Source organism: Brevibacterium sp. 'Marine' (assembly GCF_012844365.1).
Lineage (GTDB): Bacteria > Actinomycetota > Actinomycetes > Actinomycetales > Brevibacteriaceae > Brevibacterium.
The window spans coordinates 1-17,443 of record NZ_CP051626.1 but is presented as its reverse complement, the minus strand read 5'-3'; the positions used below and the strand labels follow the sequence as shown (position 1 = coordinate 17,443).

The following is a 17,443-nucleotide window of genomic DNA, read 5'->3' as shown; positions in this document are numbered from 1 at the left end:
CGGAGTCCTCAAGTCACCGTGGTCCGGAGAGTGCCGCGGCGAGGTATTTCGCAGACGGCCCCTGCCCGGCGTCGACGATGTCGGCGGGGGTGCCGGTCGCCACGACCCGGCCGCCGTCGTCGCCGGCGCCGGGGCCGAGTTCGACGACGTGGTCGGCGACGGCCACGACGCGCATATCGAGTTCGACCATGATGACCGTGTTGCCGGCGTCGACGAGGGTCTGCAGGTGTGCGACGAGCCGGTCGGCATCCGCACAATGCAGTCCGGAGGTGGGTTCGTCGAGGACGTAGAGGGTGTCACCGCGCTGCGAGCGCTGGAGTTCGCTGGCGAGTTTGACCCGCTGCGCCTCACCGCCGGAGAGCTCGGTGGCGGGTTGGCCGAGGCGCAGATAGCCGAGGCCGACGTCGATGAGTGCGGTCAGGGAGCGCATGATGTCGAATTCGCCGCTGAAGAAGTCGTGGGCCTCCTCGACGCTCATGTCGAGGATCTCTGAGACATTGCGTCCGCGCCACTGGATCTCCAGGGTGCTCGACTGGAAGCGGGTGCCGTGGCAGTCGGGGCACTCGGTGTAGACCGAGGGCAGGAACAGCAGCTCGACCATGACCGATCCTTCGCCTTCACAGGTCGGGCATCGTCCACCGGCGACGTTGAAGGAGAACCGGCCGGGCTTATATCCGCGTTCCCGGGCCTCCGGGGTATCGGCGAAGCGTCGGCGCACATGGTCGAACAGACCCGTATAGGTGGCGACGTTGGACCGGGGCGTGCGACCGATGGGTTTCTGGTCGATGCTCACCACCCGTCGGATCCCGGTGAGTTCCCCGGTGACGGTGCCCTCAAGCTCCTCGGGTTCGTCGGTGAGCAGGAGTTCGTCATCATCGGACGCCGGTTCGTCAGCAGTGGTGGAGGTGCCCAGTCGGTCGCCGATGATGGCAGGGAGCACCTGGCTGACGAGGCTGGACTTGCCCGACCCCGATACTCCGGTGACGGCAGTCAGTGAGCCCAGCGGCAGGTCGAGGCTGATGTCGTGGAGATTGTTGCGGCGGATGTTCGCAAGCTTCATCCAACCTCGCGGTTGCCGGTGTTCGTGGGGTTCGAGTCCGCGTCCGCCGAAGACATAACCCCTGGTCACGGATTCTTCGATGTCGGCAAGACCTGCCGTAGGTCCGCTGTAGAGGACGTCTCCGCCGCGTTCGCCGGCGCCGGGTCCGATGTCGACGAGCCAGTCGGCATGGCGCATGATGTCCACGGAGTGTTCGACGACGAAGAGGCTGTTCCCGCGGTCCTTCAACCCGTCGAGGATGCCCAGCAGGGCGTCGACGTCCTGCGGGTGGAGGCCGGCAGAAGGTTCGTCGAGCACGTAGACGACGCCGAAGAGGTCCGAGGTCAGCTGGGTGGCCAACCGCAGCCTCTGCAGCTCACCTCCGGACAGCGTCGGTGTGGTCCGATCAAGTGAGAGGTACCCGAGCCCGAGGTCGACGATCGGCCGGAGCCGATCGATGAGCCCCTCGCCGAGGCGGACGAACGCAGCGAGCTTGTCCGTCGCCGGGTGATCGTCGGCCTCCGTAGCCGCCTTCGCCGAGGCGACCTCATCGCGAAGGACGGACATGAGTTCATGCAGCGGCAGCGCGGAGAATTCGGCGATGTCGAGACCGGCGATCGTCACCGACAGAGCGTCAGGCCTGAGTTTCTTTCCGTGGCACACGGGGCAGGGACCGGCACTGAGGAATTCGGCGACGCGCCGCTTCATCGCGGTACTCTTCGTGTTCGCGAACGTGTCGAGCACGTATTTGCGGGCACCGACGAAGGTGCCCGAATAAGTTGGTTCGGCACCTGCTGCGATCGCTTCGCGCGCTTCGTCCAGCGTCAGCCGGGAGTGGACGGGAAGGTGCGGAGTCTCCTCGGTGTAGAGGATCCAATCACGGTGTTCGCGCGGCAGGTCCTGCCAGGGGACGTCGACGTCGTAGCCGAGGGCGACGAGCACATCGCGCAGCTGGTGACCGTGCCAGGCTTTCGGCCAGGAGGCGATGGCGCGCTCCCGGATCGTCAGCGTCGGATCGGGGACCATCTTGTCCTCGGGCACCTCGTAGACCCGCCCGATTCCGTGGCATTCCGGGCAGGCACCTTCGACGGTGTTCGTCGAGAAATCCTCGGCCAAAAGCATCGACTGCCCCTCCGGGTACCGTCCCGCCCGTGAGTAGAGCATGCGCACGAGGCTGGACACCGTGGTGATGCTGCCGACGCTCGAGCGGGCGCTGCGTCCGCCGCGCTGCTGCTGCAGGGCCACGGCCGGCGGCATTCCGGTGATCGAATCGACATCGGGGACCCCTGCTTGATCGATGAGCCTGCGAGCGTATGGGGCGACGGATTCGAGGTAGCGGCGTTGCGACTCGGCAAAGAGGGTGCCGAAAGCCAGGGAGGACTTGCCCGACCCGGACACCCCGGTGAATACGACGAGCGCATCCCGGGGCACGGTGAGATCGACGTTGCGCAGATTGTGTTCCCTGGCCCCGCGGACCCGCACGTCCGGCTGGATCTCGGTCGAGGACATCGGGTCCGTCATTCGGCGGGGCTGGCCTCGGTCGGTTCGACCACCTCGGCGGGATAGTCCTCCTGATCCTCGGGCTTGCGGATGAAGAACGCGAGGACGACGGGGACGATCGCGATGACCGTCGCCAGCAGGAACGCGGCGTGGCCGCCGGGGGCTCCCGCCTCGGGGACGGACTTGCCGTCGGCCTGGCCGGCGTGCAATGCAGCGGAGTAGATCGAGATGAGCAGCGCGGTACCGGCGGCTCCCGCAACCTGCTGCAGGGTGTTGAGCGCGGCCGAACCGTGCGAGTACAGGTGACGGTCCAACGACCCCAGCGACGCAGAGAAGAGCGGAGTGAACGAACCCGCCAAGCCCAGGGACATGACGATCTGGATGATGATGAGCAGCCAGATCGGCGTGCCCACTCCGGCCGTCGAGTACGCGAACATCGAGGACGCGATCATGATCGTGCCGGGAACGAGCAGCGTCTTGGGTCCGCGGGCGTCATAGATCCGACCCATCACAGGGCCGAGCAGGCCCATGAGCACGGACCCAGGCAGGAGCACGAGACCCGACTGGGTGGCGCCGAGGCCGACGACGCTCTGCAAGTACAGCGGCAGCAGGGAGAAGGTACCGAACATCGACAATGCGACGACGGCCATGATGATGACCGAGAAGACGTAGTTGCGCGAATTGAACACGCGCAGGTCGAGCAGGGCGCGATCGCCCTTCTGCAGAACGAGCTGGCGCCACACGAAGAGGGCGAGGAAGACGATGCCGGCGCCGATCGTCGCCCACGCCAGGGTGCTCGTCGATCCGCCGCCTGCCTCACCGCCGTGGCCTCCGCCGAACCGGCTGAGGCCATAGACGATGCCGCCGAAGGCGAACACGGACAGAACGATTGAGATGACATCGATCGGGGCGTGCGTCGACTCGCCGAGGTTGGTCATCCACTTCGCGCCGAGTGCCAGTGCGATGAGCGCGATGGGCAGGATGATGCCGAAGAGCCAGCGCCAGCCCAGCGAATCGAGGACGATGCCCGACATCGTCGGTCCGATGGCCGGGGCCAGCGAGATGACAAGGCCGACTCGACCCATCATCCGACCGCGCGAATGCGCCGGGACCACGTTCATCATCGTGGTCATCAGCAGGGGCATCATGATGCCGGTTCCTGCGGCTTGGACGATCCGTCCGATGAGGAGCAGCAGGAAGCCCTGCGAGACGAGGCAGATGAGCGTACCGGTGGAGAACAGGATCATCGCGGCCAAGAAGATCTGACGCGTGGTGAAGCGCTGGAGGAGGAAACCGGTCGTCGGGATGACGACGGCCATGGTGAGCATGAACGCGCTGGTCAGCCACTGTCCGAGCTCCGGCGGAATGTCGAGGGCCTTGTTGAGTTCGGGGATGGCGATGGCCATCGTCGTCTCGTTGAGGATGGCCACGAAGGCGGCCACGAGCAGCAGCCAGATGACTCGCATGCCGGCCGGGTCGATGGTCTCGTGCTGGGATGTCTGCGCCTGTGCGGGTGAGCTGTCGCTGGACAAAACGGTGCTCCGTTCGGATGTGTCTGAGGGGCCCGGGATGTGGGCGGAGGTCGCACGCAGATGCCGAATCGACGCGCAGACGAAGGTGTCAACAGCATCTCAGACTAACGTATTCCCGTTTCGCGCCGACAGTGGGGAGAACCCGAAACTACGGCGATCTTCGTCACTGCTCGCTCGGTCTTCTCAGCAGGTGTCGTATCGGTACCCATGATCGCCTGCTGCGACGAGGTCGCGGTCGCGCAGGATCATCAGCGGTGGGCGATCAGGGACGGTGCAGGCGTCCGCGAAATCCAGCCCCGCCTCGGCGAGGGTGTCGGGATATTCGATGGCGAGGACACGATCGCCGTAGGTCTCGGTGTACGCAGCGCATTCGTCGAAGGCGGCGCATTCTTCGGCCACGGCGAAGTCGAAGCCGAGCTGCGTATGAGCGGCGTCGGCGAGTTCGGCGGCGTTCTTCTGCGCGATCGACAAGCCCTTGGTGTGGGCGCGGTCGACGTACGCGGCCGCGAGTTCCAGGGCACCGGTTCGGTCGATGTCGGGGAATCGGTCGGCCGTGTCGAGATTGTCGATCTCCACGGCGTCGAATCCGGATTGGGCACAGCTGTCGATGACGGGGCCGATGATGTCGAGGATCTGGGATCGTCGGTCTGCGGTCGAGGGGTCGAGGATGTGTTCGTCCGGCCAATCGGGGTCGAGGATGTGTTCGTCCGGCCAATCGGGGTCGACGATCAGGTCACCGGCGGCATCGTGGAGCAGCAGATCCGTGTAGTCTCGCCAATCCGCAGCCTCGTCGGGTTGGGTCTGGAAGCCGTTGACGTAGCAGACGGAGTAGGCCCCGGTCAGGGGTGCGGCACCGGCGTCGCGGACGACGATATCGATCCGACCCTGCTGATCCGGCAGCGAGTCATAGGTTCCGCCGAGCTGATAGTCGAAGGTTCCTGACGTCGGCAGCGACGGTGCTCCCGACGCCTGTGTCGACGGCGGCGATGCGTTCGCCGAGCAGCCTCCCATTGCACCGGCGATGCCTAGGCCGATGGCGACCGCGGCCGCCATCCACCGCGGTGGGATCGGGATCGGCGGAGGTCTCATGGACTCACTGTAGACGGAGGCGGCCGGCGTCGATGTCGCAGTGGAGTTCATTCTCTCTTCGATTCGACGTAGCGGATGTTCACCTCGGCGCTGTTAGCGTCGGCAGAGGAGTCGACCCGTCACCGAGGCGGCTCGTCTCCTGGCAAGTCAGTACCAGTCACACAGTCAAGCGGAACGAACGGAAGAGAATGACTCTGAAGAACGTCACCACGAAGACCATGACAGCTGCGATGATCACCTCCGCGGTCGTGCTCGGCACCGGTACGATCGCCTCAGCCGCCCAGCCGGCGGCACCGCCCGCCGCCTCCGCAGGGACCGAGAACTCGGCTTCGGCGGCGGACTCCGGCACCGCCTCGGCGAATCCGGAGGCGGAGAAGAAGTTCTCGAACATCGGCGACTTCCTCCAGCACTACAAGGGCCGGTCGCTGGCGAACTCACAGGGCGGTTATCAGGGAGAATGCGTCAGCCTCATCTCCCGGGCACTCGAAGAAGTCCACGGCGTCGACCACGGAGCGTGGGGCAATGCCGTGGACTATCAGGCAGGCGGCTCCGGTGGGAACAAGATGAAGGCGAACGGCTTCACCTGGCACACCGATCAGAAATTCGAGAACGGCGACATCCTCGTCTGGGGCGACGGCGACAACACCACCGCCTACGGCCATATCGGCATCTACTACGAAGGTCAGGTGTGGCACCAGAACTTCAACGGCGACCGCAGCCTGCATACCTACGACGGCCTCATCGACGGCTACCTCGGGTACTGGCGCGCCTGATAGGTTTTCGCGACGACGAAGGCTCCGAACCGCAATCGGTTCGGAGCCTTCGTTCTACGAGTGCTGTCTCAAAACTACTCGAGTGGAGGTAAGGGGACTCGAACCCCTAACCCTCTGCTTGCAAAGCAGATGCGCTACCAATTGCGCCATACCCCCGAAATGGGTTCACACCCTCACACCGAGTCGGTGTGTTCGGACCATTCGGCCTGGGCACCCTGGTTACGGTGCCGCCACCCGAAGAACACTCCCAGTCCCACCAAAGTGAGACCGCTGAGAATCCATCTTCTCATGATCCTCCTCGAAAGGAAATCCTGTTGTGACAGGACGTGGGCCTACCTGGACTTGAACCAGGGACCTCTTCGTTATCAGCGAAGCGCTCTAACCGCCTGAGCTATAGGCCCTTATCGGGTGAACCCGAAGTAAAACAATACCCATCGACCGCAGCTAAACACAAATCGACGCCCAGTGACCCCTCTCACACCCTCCAATTGCTACCTGACGGCGGCCCAGCAACCTTGCGCGAGGTTGCTGGGCCGCCGTCAGGTAGCAATAAGGGGAGGGGTCAGTCGTCGGTGAGGGTGAGGCTGAATCCGCCGGCGATGAGGGAGCCGATGTTGTAGATGAACGCGGCCAGGGTCGACAGCGCCGTCATCAGCACGATGTTGATGACCGCGATGATGAAGCCGGCTGCGACGACTCGGCCGAAGCCGAAGATCCCGATGATCCGCTCGGCCGATTCGGCGCCGGCAAGCTCGCTCATCGTCGATTCGAGGCCGCTCATCACACCGGTCGCCTGCAGCACGACCCACAGCACGATGAAGGCGACGATGGTGGCGATCCCGATCGCCACGGACATGAGGAACGACATCTTCATGACCGACCACGGGTCGACGGCGGAGACGGTGAGACGAACGGTGCGGGGGCCCTTTTTCTTCTTGCCCTTCCCGTTGTCGACCATGTTCTTCACGCCCATCTTCACGCCGCCGGAGCTGGCGCGGACGGTGTTCGCAGCATTTCCCATCACCGAGGTGGCGCTGCGGTTGCCGCCGCCCGATCCCTGGGAACCCGATCCCTGAGATCCGGCAGCGGGAGCGCCCGATCCCTGAGACCCGGTCTGGGTACCCGATCCCTGGGATCCGGTGTGTGCCGACGGCGTCGACCCGGCAGAGGGAGCGCGGTTGGGCTTCGGCGAAGCCTTCGGTGCGGGAGGTGCGACGACGGTCGCGTTCTGGCTGTCGGGTCCCGAAGAGCCGCGAGCGGAGTCGGATCCCTGTTTCGCGCCGGTTCCCGACCCGGAGTTCGAGCCTGAACCGCTTGCCGCGGCCGACTTCTCGTCCGACTTCGACGAGCCGGCCGTCAGACGGGTCGAGCCGCTCGACGTGCGTATGATCTTGCCTGAGCCTGGCTGTTTGCTATCGCTCACTCTTCCACATCCTCGTTGCCGGTCTGAGGCTCTGCGACCTCACCTTCCGGGACTTCGGCATCGTCTTCGCTTTCGATCTCGTCTTCGACCTCGGCCTCGGGCCCACGGGTCACTGCGATAATACGATCTTTCTTGCCCGGTTTCGCGAACACCACACCCATGGTGTTGCGTCCCTTCGCCGGAACCTCATCGATGCTCGACCGAACGATCTTACCGCGCTCCATGACCACGAGGACCTCCTCACCGTCTTCGACGATGAGCCCGCCTACCAAGTCTCCGCGCTGTTCGGTGATCTTCGCAACCCGGATTCCCAGGCCGCCACGGCCCTGCAGGCGGTACTCGTCGACCGGTGTGCGTTTGGCGAACCCTGCTTCCGTGACGACGAAGACATAGGTGTCGGGCCGGACGACGTCCATCGTCAGCAGCTCGTCGTCCTCCTTGAACTTCATGCCGGTGACGCCTCCGGTGACCCTGCCCAGGGGACGGATCGACTCGTCATCGGCGGCGAAGCGGATCGACATGCCCTTGCGCGAGATCAGCAGCAGATGGTCATCGGCGCCGACAATGCGGGCCGAGACCAGTTCATCGGGCTGACCCTTGTATTCGCGCAGGTTGATGGCGATGACACCGCCGGTGCGGTTCGAGTCGTACTCGCTCAGGCGGGTCTTCTTCACCACGCCGGAACGGGTGGCGAGGATGAGGAAGTCGGCTTCCTCGTAGTCCCGGATCGACAGCACCTGGGCGATCGACTCGCCCGGCTGGAGGGCGAGCAGGTTCGCCACGTGCTGGCCCTTGGCGTCCCGTGAGCCCTCGGGCAGCTCATAGGCCTTGGCGCGATACACGCGGCCGGTGTTCGTGAAGAACAGCAGCCAGTTGTGGGTGGAGGTGACGAAGAACTGTTCGACGACGTCATCACCGCGCAGTGCGGCGCCCTTGATGCCCTTGCCGCCTCGGTGCTGGGCACGGTAGAGGTGCGTCTGGGTCCGCTTCGCGTAACCGCCGCGAGTGATCGTGACGACGACCTCCTCCTCGGGGATGAGGTCCTCCATGGACACGTCACCGTCGAACCCGGCGAGGATCTTCGTGCGGCGATCGTCTCCGTAGCGTTCGACGATCTCGTCGAGTTCCTCGGACACGATCTCACGCTGGCGAGACGGGGTGGCCAGGATGTGGTTGTACTCGGCGATCAGCTGCTCGATCTTCTCGGCCTCTTCCTGGATCTTCAGACGCTCCAGGGCGGCCAGTCGGCGCAGCTGCAGGTCGAGGATCGCATTGGCCTGGGTCTCATCGACCTCGAGCAGCTCCATCAGACCGGCCCGCGCCTCGTCCGAGGACGGGGAGCGGCGGATCAGGGCGATGACCTCGTCGAGGGCGTCGAGGGCCTTGAGGTAGCCGCGCAGGATATGAGCGCGTTCCTCGGCCTTGCGCAGACGGAACTGCGTGCGACGGACGATGACTTCGATCTGGTGTTTGACCCACAGACGCAGGAAGGAGTCGATGCTCAGCGTGCGCGGCACGCTGTCGACGAGGGCCAGCATGTTCGCGGAGAAGTTCTCCTGCAGCGACGTGTGCTTGTACAGGTTGTTGAGCACGACCTTGGCCACGGCATCGCGCTTGAGCACGATGACCAGTCGCTGACCGGTGCGGCCCGAGGACTCATCTCGCAGATCGGCGATGCCGGCGACCTTGCCGTCCTTGACGTAGGAGGCGATCTTCGCGGCCAGGGTGTCCGGGTTGACCATGTAGGGCAGCTGGGTGACGACGAGGCAGGTGCGGCCCTGGATCTCTTCGACTTCGACGACTGCTCGCTGGGTGATCGAGCCGCGACCGGTGCGATAGGTGTCCTCGATGCCCTTGCGGCCGAGGACCGTCGCGCCCATCGGGAAGTCGGGTCCCTTGATGATGCCGAGGAGGGCTTCGAGAGCCTCTTCCTTGCTCGCCTCCGGGTGGGACAGCAGCCACTGCGCACCCTGGGTGACCTCACGCAGGTTGTGCGGAGGAATGTTCGTGGCCATACCCACAGCAATGCCGGCCGAGCCGTTGACCAGCAGGTTCGGGAACCTGGAGGGCAGAACCATGGGTTCCTGGTTGCGGCCGTCGTAGTTGTCCTGGAAGTCGACGGTGCCTTCTTCGATGTCCCGGACCATCTCCATGGCCAGGGGCGCCATCTTGCACTCGGTATAACGCGGTGCCGCCGCTCCGTCGTCGCCCGGGGAACCGAAGTTGCCCTGACCGGCCACGAGCGGGTAGCGCATCGTCCACGGCTGCACGAGGCGGACCATGGCGTCGTAGATCGCCGTGTCGCCGTGCGGGTGGTACTGACCCATCACGTCGCCGACGACGCGCGAGCACTTGGAGAAGTTGCGGTCGGGGCGGTAGCCGCCGTCGAACATCGCGTAGAGCACGCGGCGATGGACGGGCTTGAGCCCGTCGCGGACGTCGGGCAGGGCACGGCCGACGATCACGCTCATCGCGTAATCGAGGTACGACCTCTGCATCTCGAGGTTGAGATCAACCTGTTCGATCCGGTTGATTTCTGTTCCGATATCGTTCTCGTCGGCCAATGTGGGCTCTTCCCTTGTGTTCGTACCGTGTCCGGCTGGGTCTCAGCCGTGTGCGGCGGCGATTGGTGCGTGCAAAGAATGGGTGCGGTGCATCCGATCTCCCACCCTCACCGAGGCGGCTGCCCGGTGAGGACGGATGATCAGATATCGAGGAAGCGGACGTCCTTCGCGTTCTCCTGAATGAAGCGGCGACGCGAATCCACGTCATCGCCCATGAGGACGGTGAAGATCTCGTCGGCGACGATCGCGTCGTCCAGCGACACCTGCTTGAGCAGCCGGTGGTCGGGATCCATCGTCGTCTCCCACAGCTCCTCGTAGTTCATCTCACCCAGACCCTTGTAGCGCTGGATCGCGAGGTCCTTGGGCAGTCGCTTGCCTGCGGCCCGCCCGGTCTCGAGCAGTCCGTCGCGCTCCTTGTCGGTGTAGGCGAACTGGTGCGGGGCGTTCGACCACTTGATGCGGTAGAGCGGCGGGGTGGCGAGGTAGACGTAGCCGTGTTCGATGAGCGGCTTCATGTACCGGAAGATCAGCGTCAGCAGCAGTGTCGTGATGTGCTGACCGTCGACATCGGCGTCGGCCATGAGGACGATCTTGTGGTAGCGCAGCTTCTCGAGGTCGAACTCCTCACCGATGCCGGTGCCGAAGGCCGTGATCATCGCCTGGACTTCGTTGTTGCCCAGGGCGCGATCGAGTCGAGCCTTTTCGACGTTGAGGATCTTTCCGCGCAGCGGCAGGATCGCCTGGGTGTTCGGGTTGCGGCCCTGAGTCGCCGAGCCGCCGGCCGAGTCACCCTCGACGATGAAGACTTCGGATACGAAGGGGTCCTTCGACTGGCAGTCCTTGAGCTTGCCGGGCATGCCCGAGGACTCGAGCAGTCCCTTGCGGCGAGTGGCCTCACGCGCCTTACGGGCGGCCAACCGTGCCTGAGAAGCCTGCAGCGCCTTGCGCACGACGTCCTTGGCCTGGGCCGGGTTCGACTCGAACCAGTGTCCGAGTTCGTCACGGACCACGCGCTGGACGAAGCCCTTGACCTCGGAGTTGCCGAGCTTCGTCTTCGTCTGACCCTCGAACTGGGGATCGCCGAGCTTGACGGAGATGACGGCGGTGAGACCCTCGCGGATGTCATCGCCGGTGAGGTTGGGATCCTTGTCGCGCAGCAGCTTCTGTTCCTTCGCATACGCGTTGACCAGCGAAGTCAGTGCGGTGCGGAAGCCCTCTTCGTGAGTGCCGCCCTCGTGGGTGTTGATGACGTTGGCGTAGGTGTGGACGGATTCGTTGTACGACGTCGTCCACTGCATCGCGATCTCGAGTGCAAGAGTCTGTTCGCCCTCCTCGGCTTCGAAGACGATGACATCGGGGTGGACGAGATCGGCCTTCTTCGTCGAGTTGAGGTATTCGACATAGTCGAGCAGGCCGTTCGCGTATTCGTAGGTCACGGTGCGCGGCTTCCACTCGGTCGCTTCGTCCTCGTCGATCTGGACGTCGTCGTCATCGACCTCGTTGTGGCGCTCATCGGTGAGGCTGATCTTCAGACCCTTGTTGAGGAAGGCCATCTGCTGGAAGCGCGCACGGAGGTATTCGTAGGAGAAGTCCGTGGTCTCGAAGATCGAGCCGTCGGGCCAGAAGGTCACGGTCGTGCCGGTCTCGTCGGTGGCGTCTCCGCGCTGCAGCTCGCCGGTGGGCACGCCCTGGACGAAGTCCATCGTCCACGTGTACCCGTCACGTCTGACCTCGACAGCGAGTCGTTCGGACAGTGCGTTGACGACGGTCGAACCCACACCGTGAAGACCGCCGGCCACGGCGTATCCGCCGCCACCGAACTTGCCGCCGGCGTGGAGGATCGTGAGGATCACCTCGACGGTCGGCTTGCCCTCGGTGGGGTGCATGGCCACGGGCATGCCACGGCCGTCATCGGCGACGCGGACGCCACCGTCGGCGAGGATGGTGACCTCGATATGATCGCAATAGCCGGCCATCGCCTCGTCGACGGAGTTGTCGACGATCTCCTGAACGAGGTGGTGGAGACCGCGTTCCGAGGTCGAACCGATGTACATGCCGGGTCGTTTCCGGACTGCCTCGAGACCCTCGAGTACAGTGATGTCGCCGGCATCATAATGAGGCTGATCCTCGGTCGTCATATGACTCCTTGTTCGGATGGTCGCTATCAGCTCCCCATTCTACCGCGCCGCACGCTGAAATGCCCGTAAGCGGCCTGTGAAGGCGTATTTCCCGAATTTTCGTGCCGCAGATGTACCCCCGGACAGGTCAGGGAGCGCCTATGGCCGTTTGAGGCCTTCTGTGTTCTTCTCAGAAATGCACGGGGTTCTTCTCAGAAATGCAGGGTCGCTTCCCGGAATCTCGCCGAGGCGGCTGTCCGCTTCACCCGAATGTGTCCCTGGGGCCGCGGCCGGCCACCGATCGTCGGCCGCGTTTGAAACTGCGCCCCTGGGGTCCCTTGATCTCGATCTCGGTGATCGTCGCCGAGCCCAGTCCCTCCTCGAGCTTGCGCAGGATCGTCGGTCTGAGCACCCGCAGCTGGGTCGCCCAGGTCGTCGAATCCGCGGCGATGACGAGCAGCGGAGGAGAGAAGTCGATGGGAGTCGCGTGCTGGGCCACTTGGGGTCCGACGAGGTCGGGCCATCGGCCGAGCACCTTCCCGATGTCGAGTGAGGACGACCAGCCGCGATCGGAGATGAGCGAACCGAGCACCGATGACACCGTCTTCGGGTCACGGCCGTCCCTGCCCGATCCGGAGTAGACGACTTCGCCGCGCAGGCGGGAGCGGCGACGGCTGCGGACGAATTTCGCTTCGGTGACCTCCATCCGCCGGACCCGGTCGAGGGCTTCGAGTGCGGCGACGGGAGTGGAGTAGTCCCGGTCGATGCCGCTCATGATGTGCTGCTCTGCAGGAGTCGGGACTGGTCGATCCGGATTCCCTCGAGGCCATCGGGCAGATCGGAGTCGACGGCTGCGGTGATGAAGACCTGTTCGGCCGACGTCACTCTCGAGGCCAGACGCTGACGTCGGCCGGTGTCGAGTTCGGCGAAGACGTCGTCGAGGACGAGGATCGGCTGTTCGGAGGCGCTTCCGGCATCGGCGGAGAGCAGATCCCATCCGGCCAGCTGCATGGCCAGCGCCAGCGACCAGGTCTCTCCATGAGAGGCGTAGCCCTTCGCCGGATGGGTTCCGATCATCAGCGACAGGTCATCGCGACCGGGTCCGTGCAGGGTCAGACCGCGCTCGATCTCCGTCGTCCGGCGGCGGTCGAGGGCCGCGAGAAGCAGTTCTCTGCAGTCGGCAGCGGAATCGGCCTGCGAGTAGTCGATGCGCGAGTCATAGGCGATATGAGCACCTTGCCGCTCAAGTCGGGCGTCGGCGGCGATATAGGCGAAGTTCGTCTGCAGCGGCTCGACGATATCGGCGAGGATCCGCTGCCTGCCGAAGACGAGCTCGGCCGCGGAGTCCGCATAGGCCATGTTCCAGATGTCGAGTGTCGCCTCGAGGCCGGGATCGCGGTCCTCACGGAGTCGTTTGAGCAGAGCATTGCGCTGTTTGAGTGCCCGTTCGAAGTCCGTGATGATCGAGGCGAAACGCGGATTTCGCGCCACGACGAGGGTGTCGATCCAGGACCGACGTTCGGCCGGTTCCCCGCGCACCAGGCTGAGGTCCTCGGGAGCGAAGACGACACAGGAGACGAGGCCGAGGATGTCTTTGAGCTTGACCGCATTGCGGTTGACCCGGGCCCGGTTGGCGCCTTTGGCCTGGATGGTCACTTCGACGGTGGCGTGCCGCTGATCCCGGTTGACCAGTGCGGACACGGTCGCAGCCGGTCTGTCCTCGTGGACGAGCGGAGCGTCGAAGGCCACCCGATGGGAGCGCTGATGAGCGAGGTACCCGATCGCCTCGACGATATTGGTCTTCCCGGTCCCGTTGTCGGCCACGAATGTGGTGACTCCGGGTGAGAACTCGAGGTCGAGCTCGGGATACGACCGATAGTCACGCAGGGAGAGTCGGGATATCCACATTCAGATGCGCGTGGGCATGAGCAGATAGCGGTAGGACTCGTCGGCGGGTCCGTCGAGTTCCTTCTGCCCGGAGATGATGACCGGTTTCATCGGCTGTGTGAAGGAGAAGTTCACATAGGGACTTTCGACAGCGGCGAGGCCCTCGGCGATGTAGTGCGGGTTGAATCCGACGGTGATCTCGTCGCCCTGCAGGGTGGCTTCGACGGCTTCGGAGGCCTGAGCGTCGTCACCGGTGCCGGCATGCAGGGTGAGCATGCCGTCGGTGACCTCGAAGCGCAGCGGGGTGTTGCGTTCGGCCACGAGCGAGACGCGGCGAACGGCTTCACGCAGCACAGCGGTCTCCACGATGGCATGGATCGGAACCGAATCAGGGAACAGCGACCGGACCTTCGGGTATTCGCCCTCGATGAGCAGCGAGGTGGTGACTCGGCCCGCCGAGGTGAAGGAGATGAGGTCCTTGCCGGCATCGGTGCTCAGACCGATCGTGACATCGCCGCCGAGGGACTTCGAGACATCGGAGAGTGTGCGCCCACGCAGCAGGGCCACGGCCGAGACGTCGGGGCGGCCCGGGTTCCAGGTGAATTCGCGAACGGCCAGACGGTAGCGGTCGGTGGCGAGCATCGTGACCTTCTCGCCCTCGATCTCGACGCGCACGCTGGTGAGGATCGGCAGGGTGTCGTCCTTCGAGGTCGCGATCGTGACCTGTGAGACGGCGTTCTGGAACTCACCGGCAGAGACGGTGCCCGAGTCGTCGGGGATCTGCGGCAGTGCCGGGTACTCAGCCACAGGCATCGTCATCAGCGAGAAGCGAGAGGAGCCGCAGGTGACGTCGACCTTCGCATCAATCTGCTCGAGCGTGACCTCCTGGTTCGGCAGCGCCTTGGAGATGTCAGCGAGCAGACGACCGGAGACCAGCACAGTTCCCGCGGAGGCGACATCGGCGACGATCTCGACGCGGGAGGAGACTTCGTAGTCGAAGACAGCCAGGCGCACTGTGCCGCCTGCTTCGGCGGTGATGAGGATGCCGGTGAGGACCGGAGCGGAAGGACGGTTGGGCAGAGTCTTGGTCGCCCAGGCAACAGCGTCAGCGAGAACGTCGCGATTGACTTTGAACTTCAAGGGGGATGCTTCCGCGTTCACTTTACTCCTTCGGGGTGGCCACCCGACCTGCACTGGGCATCTGGCACAAGATTCCGGGTTGCGAGTCACAGGCTCGATACTGCTCGGAAAACTTTACACAGCCTATCCGATTTGTGCCCACCTCAGGAGTGCCGGCCGAAAAGGGCTGCCAAGGGCTGCCAGCAGAGTGAATCTCGCATTCGAGAATCACTTGAGATCCTGTGTTCGAATATTCGGCAGCTCTGCACCTGTGTCGAACTCGAGACCCCGAGCTCGAAGCTCATCCACCGCAGCAGTCGGTGGCGGTCGCCCTCTTGAGAGTTGAATTCACTTGGTAGAAGTATCAGCACTTGTGGAGACTGTGGATAAGTGCCGCTTACCCCAGAGTAATCAAGGGTTCTGACCGACTATAGGCTTGTGGATGCCATGTGCACCGCGACGGAGGCGTCGGTGGGCGCTTGGGTAAACACAAGCATGTAGTTCACATCTTTCCACCCGCGCAGCAGTTCTGTCCACCGGTCTGTCCCCAGCTGTGAGCAATTGTCCCCAGAGTTATCCACAGATGTGTATGACGTCTTCTATAGGCGGTGCTGTTGTTTAATGCGGTTTGTGAGTTCGGTGACCTGCGTGTAGACGGCCCGTCTTTCAGCCATCTGAGTTCGAATCTTCTTGTTCGCGTGCATCACGGTCGTGTGATCGCGTCCACCGAAGGCCTGTCCGATCTTCGGCAGAGACAGGTCGGTGAGTTCACGGCACAGATACATGGCGATCTGTCTGGCCGTGGTCAGCGTTCGGGACCGGGAGGTTCCGCACAGGTCGTCGAGAGTGAGGCTGAAGTAGGCAGCGGTCTGGCCCATGATGTCCGCGGCCGAGACGGCAGGGGTGTCATCCGGGGTGATGAAGTCCTTGAGGACGGTCTCTGCCAAGGAGACGTCGATCTGCTGATCGTTGAGGTTGGCGAAGGCCGTCACGCGAATGAGAGCGCCTTCGAGCTCGCGGATGTTCGACGACACCCGGGAGGCGATGTATTCGAGGACATCATCGGGGACGTCGAGCTGTTCGGCTGCGGCCTTGCGGCGCAGAATCGCGAACCGGGTCTCCATATCCGGCGGCTGCACGTCCGTGAGCAGACCCCATTCGAATCGGGAACGCAGCCGCTCCTCGAAGCCCTTGAGCATCTTCGGCGGCTGATCGGAGGTGATGACGACCTGTTTGGCCTCATTGTGCAGAGCATTGAAGGTATGGAAGAACTCTTCGACGGTCGCATCCTTGCCCTGCAGGAACTGGATGTCGTCGATCATGAGGATGTCGACCTCACGGTAGCGGCGCTGGAAAGCCGGGCGCAGAGCGTTCGAGGTCTTCGACGAGCCGATCGTGTTGATGAAGTCGTTGACGAACTCTTCGCTGGAGACGTACTTCACCCGGATCTCGGGGAACAGCTGAGTCGCGTAGTAGCCGATCGCATGGAGCAGGTGGGTCTTGCCCAGCCCCGAGTCCCCATAGATGAACAGGGGGTTGTAGGCCTTGGCCGGTGCTTCGGCGACGGCGAATGCCGCAGCGTGGGCGAACCTGTTGGACGCGCCGATGACGAAGGTGTCGAAGGTGTACTTCGGGTTGAGCTGGGCGACGCCGGGAGCATCGACGGGCGGGCTCATCGGGGCGGCGGTCGCCTCGGCGATCTTCATCTCACGGTCGGTCATCTCCGATTCGGCCGGAGCCTGCGGCTGCTCGGTGGGCATCTGCGTCGCCGGCGGCGCAGATGTCTGCGCTTGCGGCATCTGAGTATTCGGAGGCTGCGCGGCGGGCTGGCTCTGACCTGGTTGGCCCTGGTTCGGCTGGGCGGATTCCGGAGTCGAATGATCGGCCGGGGTCGGTCGCACCGGTTCGGCCGCCTCGGCGGGGGTGGGTTCCGGTGTTCCCGTCACCGAGGTGGAGGTGACCGGATCGATGGGGACCTGGGGTCCCGGGGTCGGCTCTCCGATGAGATCTTCGAAGCGGATCGGCACGTCGAGTTCCGGATCGACGACGAAGCCGAAGGTCACCTCGAATTCCAGGACTTTGGAGAACTCCCTTGTCAGAGGGCCGAGCAGCCGGGTCTCAATGGTGCGACGGGTGTGTTCGTCGCGCACGGCGAGGAGGACGAGGGCATTGTCGACGAGGGCTTTGGGCACGGCGAGGGAGAGGAATCCCTTCTGGTGCGACGTGAGGTCCGGGTCCTTTTCCAGGTTTGAGACCACCGTGCGCCAACGGCTGATGAGCTCATTTTTGGAATTCGACACCGTCACATTTCCTCAGCTTTCAAAAATTCGTTCTGGCGTGATCCACACCTGTGCATGACTTCCACATAGTTTTCCACAGAATGTGGACTCTTGCCGACTC

At 64.0% G+C, this 17,443-nt stretch carries 11 protein-coding genes and 2 tRNA genes; 1 reads left to right on the top strand and 12 read right to left on the bottom strand.

What is annotated here, in order from left to right:
- Positions 1 to 13: 13 nt before the first annotated feature.
- From HF684_RS00065 to HF684_RS00055, 3 genes are all read right to left on the bottom strand, one after another.
- The gene (locus HF684_RS00065; RefSeq protein ID WP_248279047.1) at positions 14 to 2,548 is read right to left on the bottom strand and encodes an excinuclease ABC subunit UvrA; all 2,535 of its coding nucleotides are present in this window, start codon (positions 2,546 to 2,548) and stop codon (positions 14 to 16) included.
- Positions 2,549 to 2,556: 8 nt separating this feature from the next.
- The gene (locus tag HF684_RS00060) at positions 2,557 to 4,005 is read right to left on the bottom strand and encodes an MDR family MFS transporter (protein WP_169253696.1); all 1,449 of its coding nucleotides are present in this window, start codon (positions 4,003 to 4,005) and stop codon (positions 2,557 to 2,559) included.
- A 249-nt stretch (positions 4,006 to 4,254) separates the two neighbouring features.
- Entirely contained in the window at positions 4,255 to 5,160 is a 906-nt protein-coding gene (locus tag HF684_RS00055; RefSeq protein ID WP_248279046.1) for an endo alpha-1,4 polygalactosaminidase, read from the bottom strand.
- Positions 5,161 to 5,348: 188 nt separating this feature from the next.
- Between HF684_RS00055 and HF684_RS00050 the strand changes: the two genes are divergently transcribed.
- A complete protein-coding gene (locus HF684_RS00050; RefSeq protein ID WP_169250782.1) occupies positions 5,349 to 5,933 on the top strand; it encodes a CHAP domain-containing protein in 585 nt (194 codons plus the stop codon).
- Between the two features lie 83 nt (positions 5,934 to 6,016).
- Here the strand turns inward: HF684_RS00050 and HF684_RS00045 are convergent.
- The 9 genes from HF684_RS00045 to dnaA form a co-directional block, all read right to left on the bottom strand.
- Positions 6,017 to 6,089: transfer RNA gene (locus HF684_RS00045), tRNA-Ala, on the bottom strand.
- A gap of 171 nt (positions 6,090 to 6,260) precedes the next feature.
- Positions 6,261 to 6,334 (bottom strand) — tRNA-Ile (locus tag HF684_RS00040).
- Between the two features lie 161 nt (positions 6,335 to 6,495).
- Positions 6,496 to 7,356, bottom strand: a complete 861-nt coding sequence (locus HF684_RS18675) for a DUF3566 domain-containing protein (RefSeq protein ID WP_248279045.1) — start codon at positions 7,354 to 7,356, stop codon at positions 6,496 to 6,498.
- On the bottom strand, positions 7,353 to 9,920 hold the full coding sequence (gene gyrA, locus HF684_RS00030) for a DNA gyrase subunit A (protein ID WP_169250781.1): 2,568 nt from the start codon (positions 9,918 to 9,920) through the stop codon (positions 7,353 to 7,355). Before gyrA ends, HF684_RS18675 begins: the two co-directional genes overlap by 4 nt.
- A gap of 140 nt (positions 9,921 to 10,060) precedes the next feature.
- Entirely contained in the window at positions 10,061 to 12,058 is a 1,998-nt protein-coding gene (gene gyrB, locus HF684_RS00025; RefSeq protein WP_169250780.1) for a DNA topoisomerase (ATP-hydrolyzing) subunit B, read from the bottom strand.
- A gap of 241 nt (positions 12,059 to 12,299) precedes the next feature.
- Positions 12,300 to 12,812, bottom strand: a complete 513-nt coding sequence (locus tag HF684_RS00020) for a DciA family protein (protein ID WP_169250779.1) — start codon at positions 12,810 to 12,812, stop codon at positions 12,300 to 12,302.
- Positions 12,809 to 13,945 (bottom strand): DNA replication/repair protein RecF, encoded by a 1,137-nt coding sequence (gene recF, locus HF684_RS00015; RefSeq protein ID WP_169250778.1) that lies wholly within the window; start codon positions 13,943 to 13,945, stop codon positions 12,809 to 12,811. Before recF ends, HF684_RS00020 begins: the two co-directional genes overlap by 4 nt.
- Positions 13,946 to 15,085 (bottom strand): DNA polymerase III subunit beta, encoded by a 1,140-nt coding sequence (dnaN, locus tag HF684_RS00010; protein ID WP_172173149.1) that lies wholly within the window; start codon positions 15,083 to 15,085, stop codon positions 13,946 to 13,948.
- A 557-nt stretch (positions 15,086 to 15,642) separates the two neighbouring features.
- The gene (gene dnaA / locus HF684_RS00005) at positions 15,643 to 17,343 is read right to left on the bottom strand and encodes a chromosomal replication initiator protein DnaA (protein ID WP_169250777.1); all 1,701 of its coding nucleotides are present in this window, start codon (positions 17,341 to 17,343) and stop codon (positions 15,643 to 15,645) included.
- Positions 17,344 to 17,443 lie beyond the last annotated feature (100 nt).

Bases quoted from the DNA above. Each gene is read 5' to 3' on its own strand.
- HF684_RS00065 (WP_248279047.1), bottom strand. From the start codon at position 2,548: ATGTCCTCGACCGAGATCCAGCCGGACGTGCGGGTCCGCGGGGCCAGG.
- HF684_RS00060 (WP_169253696.1), bottom strand. From the start codon at position 4,005: ATGCGAGTCATCTGGCTGCTGCTCGTGGCCGCCTTCGTGGCCATCCTC.
- HF684_RS00055 (WP_248279046.1), bottom strand. From the start codon at position 5,160: ATGAGACCTCCGCCGATCCCGATCCCACCGCGGTGGATGGCGGCCGCG.
- HF684_RS00050 (WP_169250782.1), top strand. From the start codon at position 5,349: ATGACTCTGAAGAACGTCACCACGAAGACCATGACAGCTGCGATGATC.
- gyrB (WP_169250780.1), bottom strand. From the start codon at position 12,058: ATGACGACCGAGGATCAGCCTCATTATGATGCCGGCGACATCACTGTA.
- HF684_RS00020 (WP_169250779.1), bottom strand. From the start codon at position 12,812: ATGAGCGGCATCGACCGGGACTACTCCACTCCCGTCGCCGCACTCGAA.
- recF (WP_169250778.1), bottom strand. From the start codon at position 13,945: ATGTGGATATCCCGACTCTCCCTGCGTGACTATCGGTCGTATCCCGAG.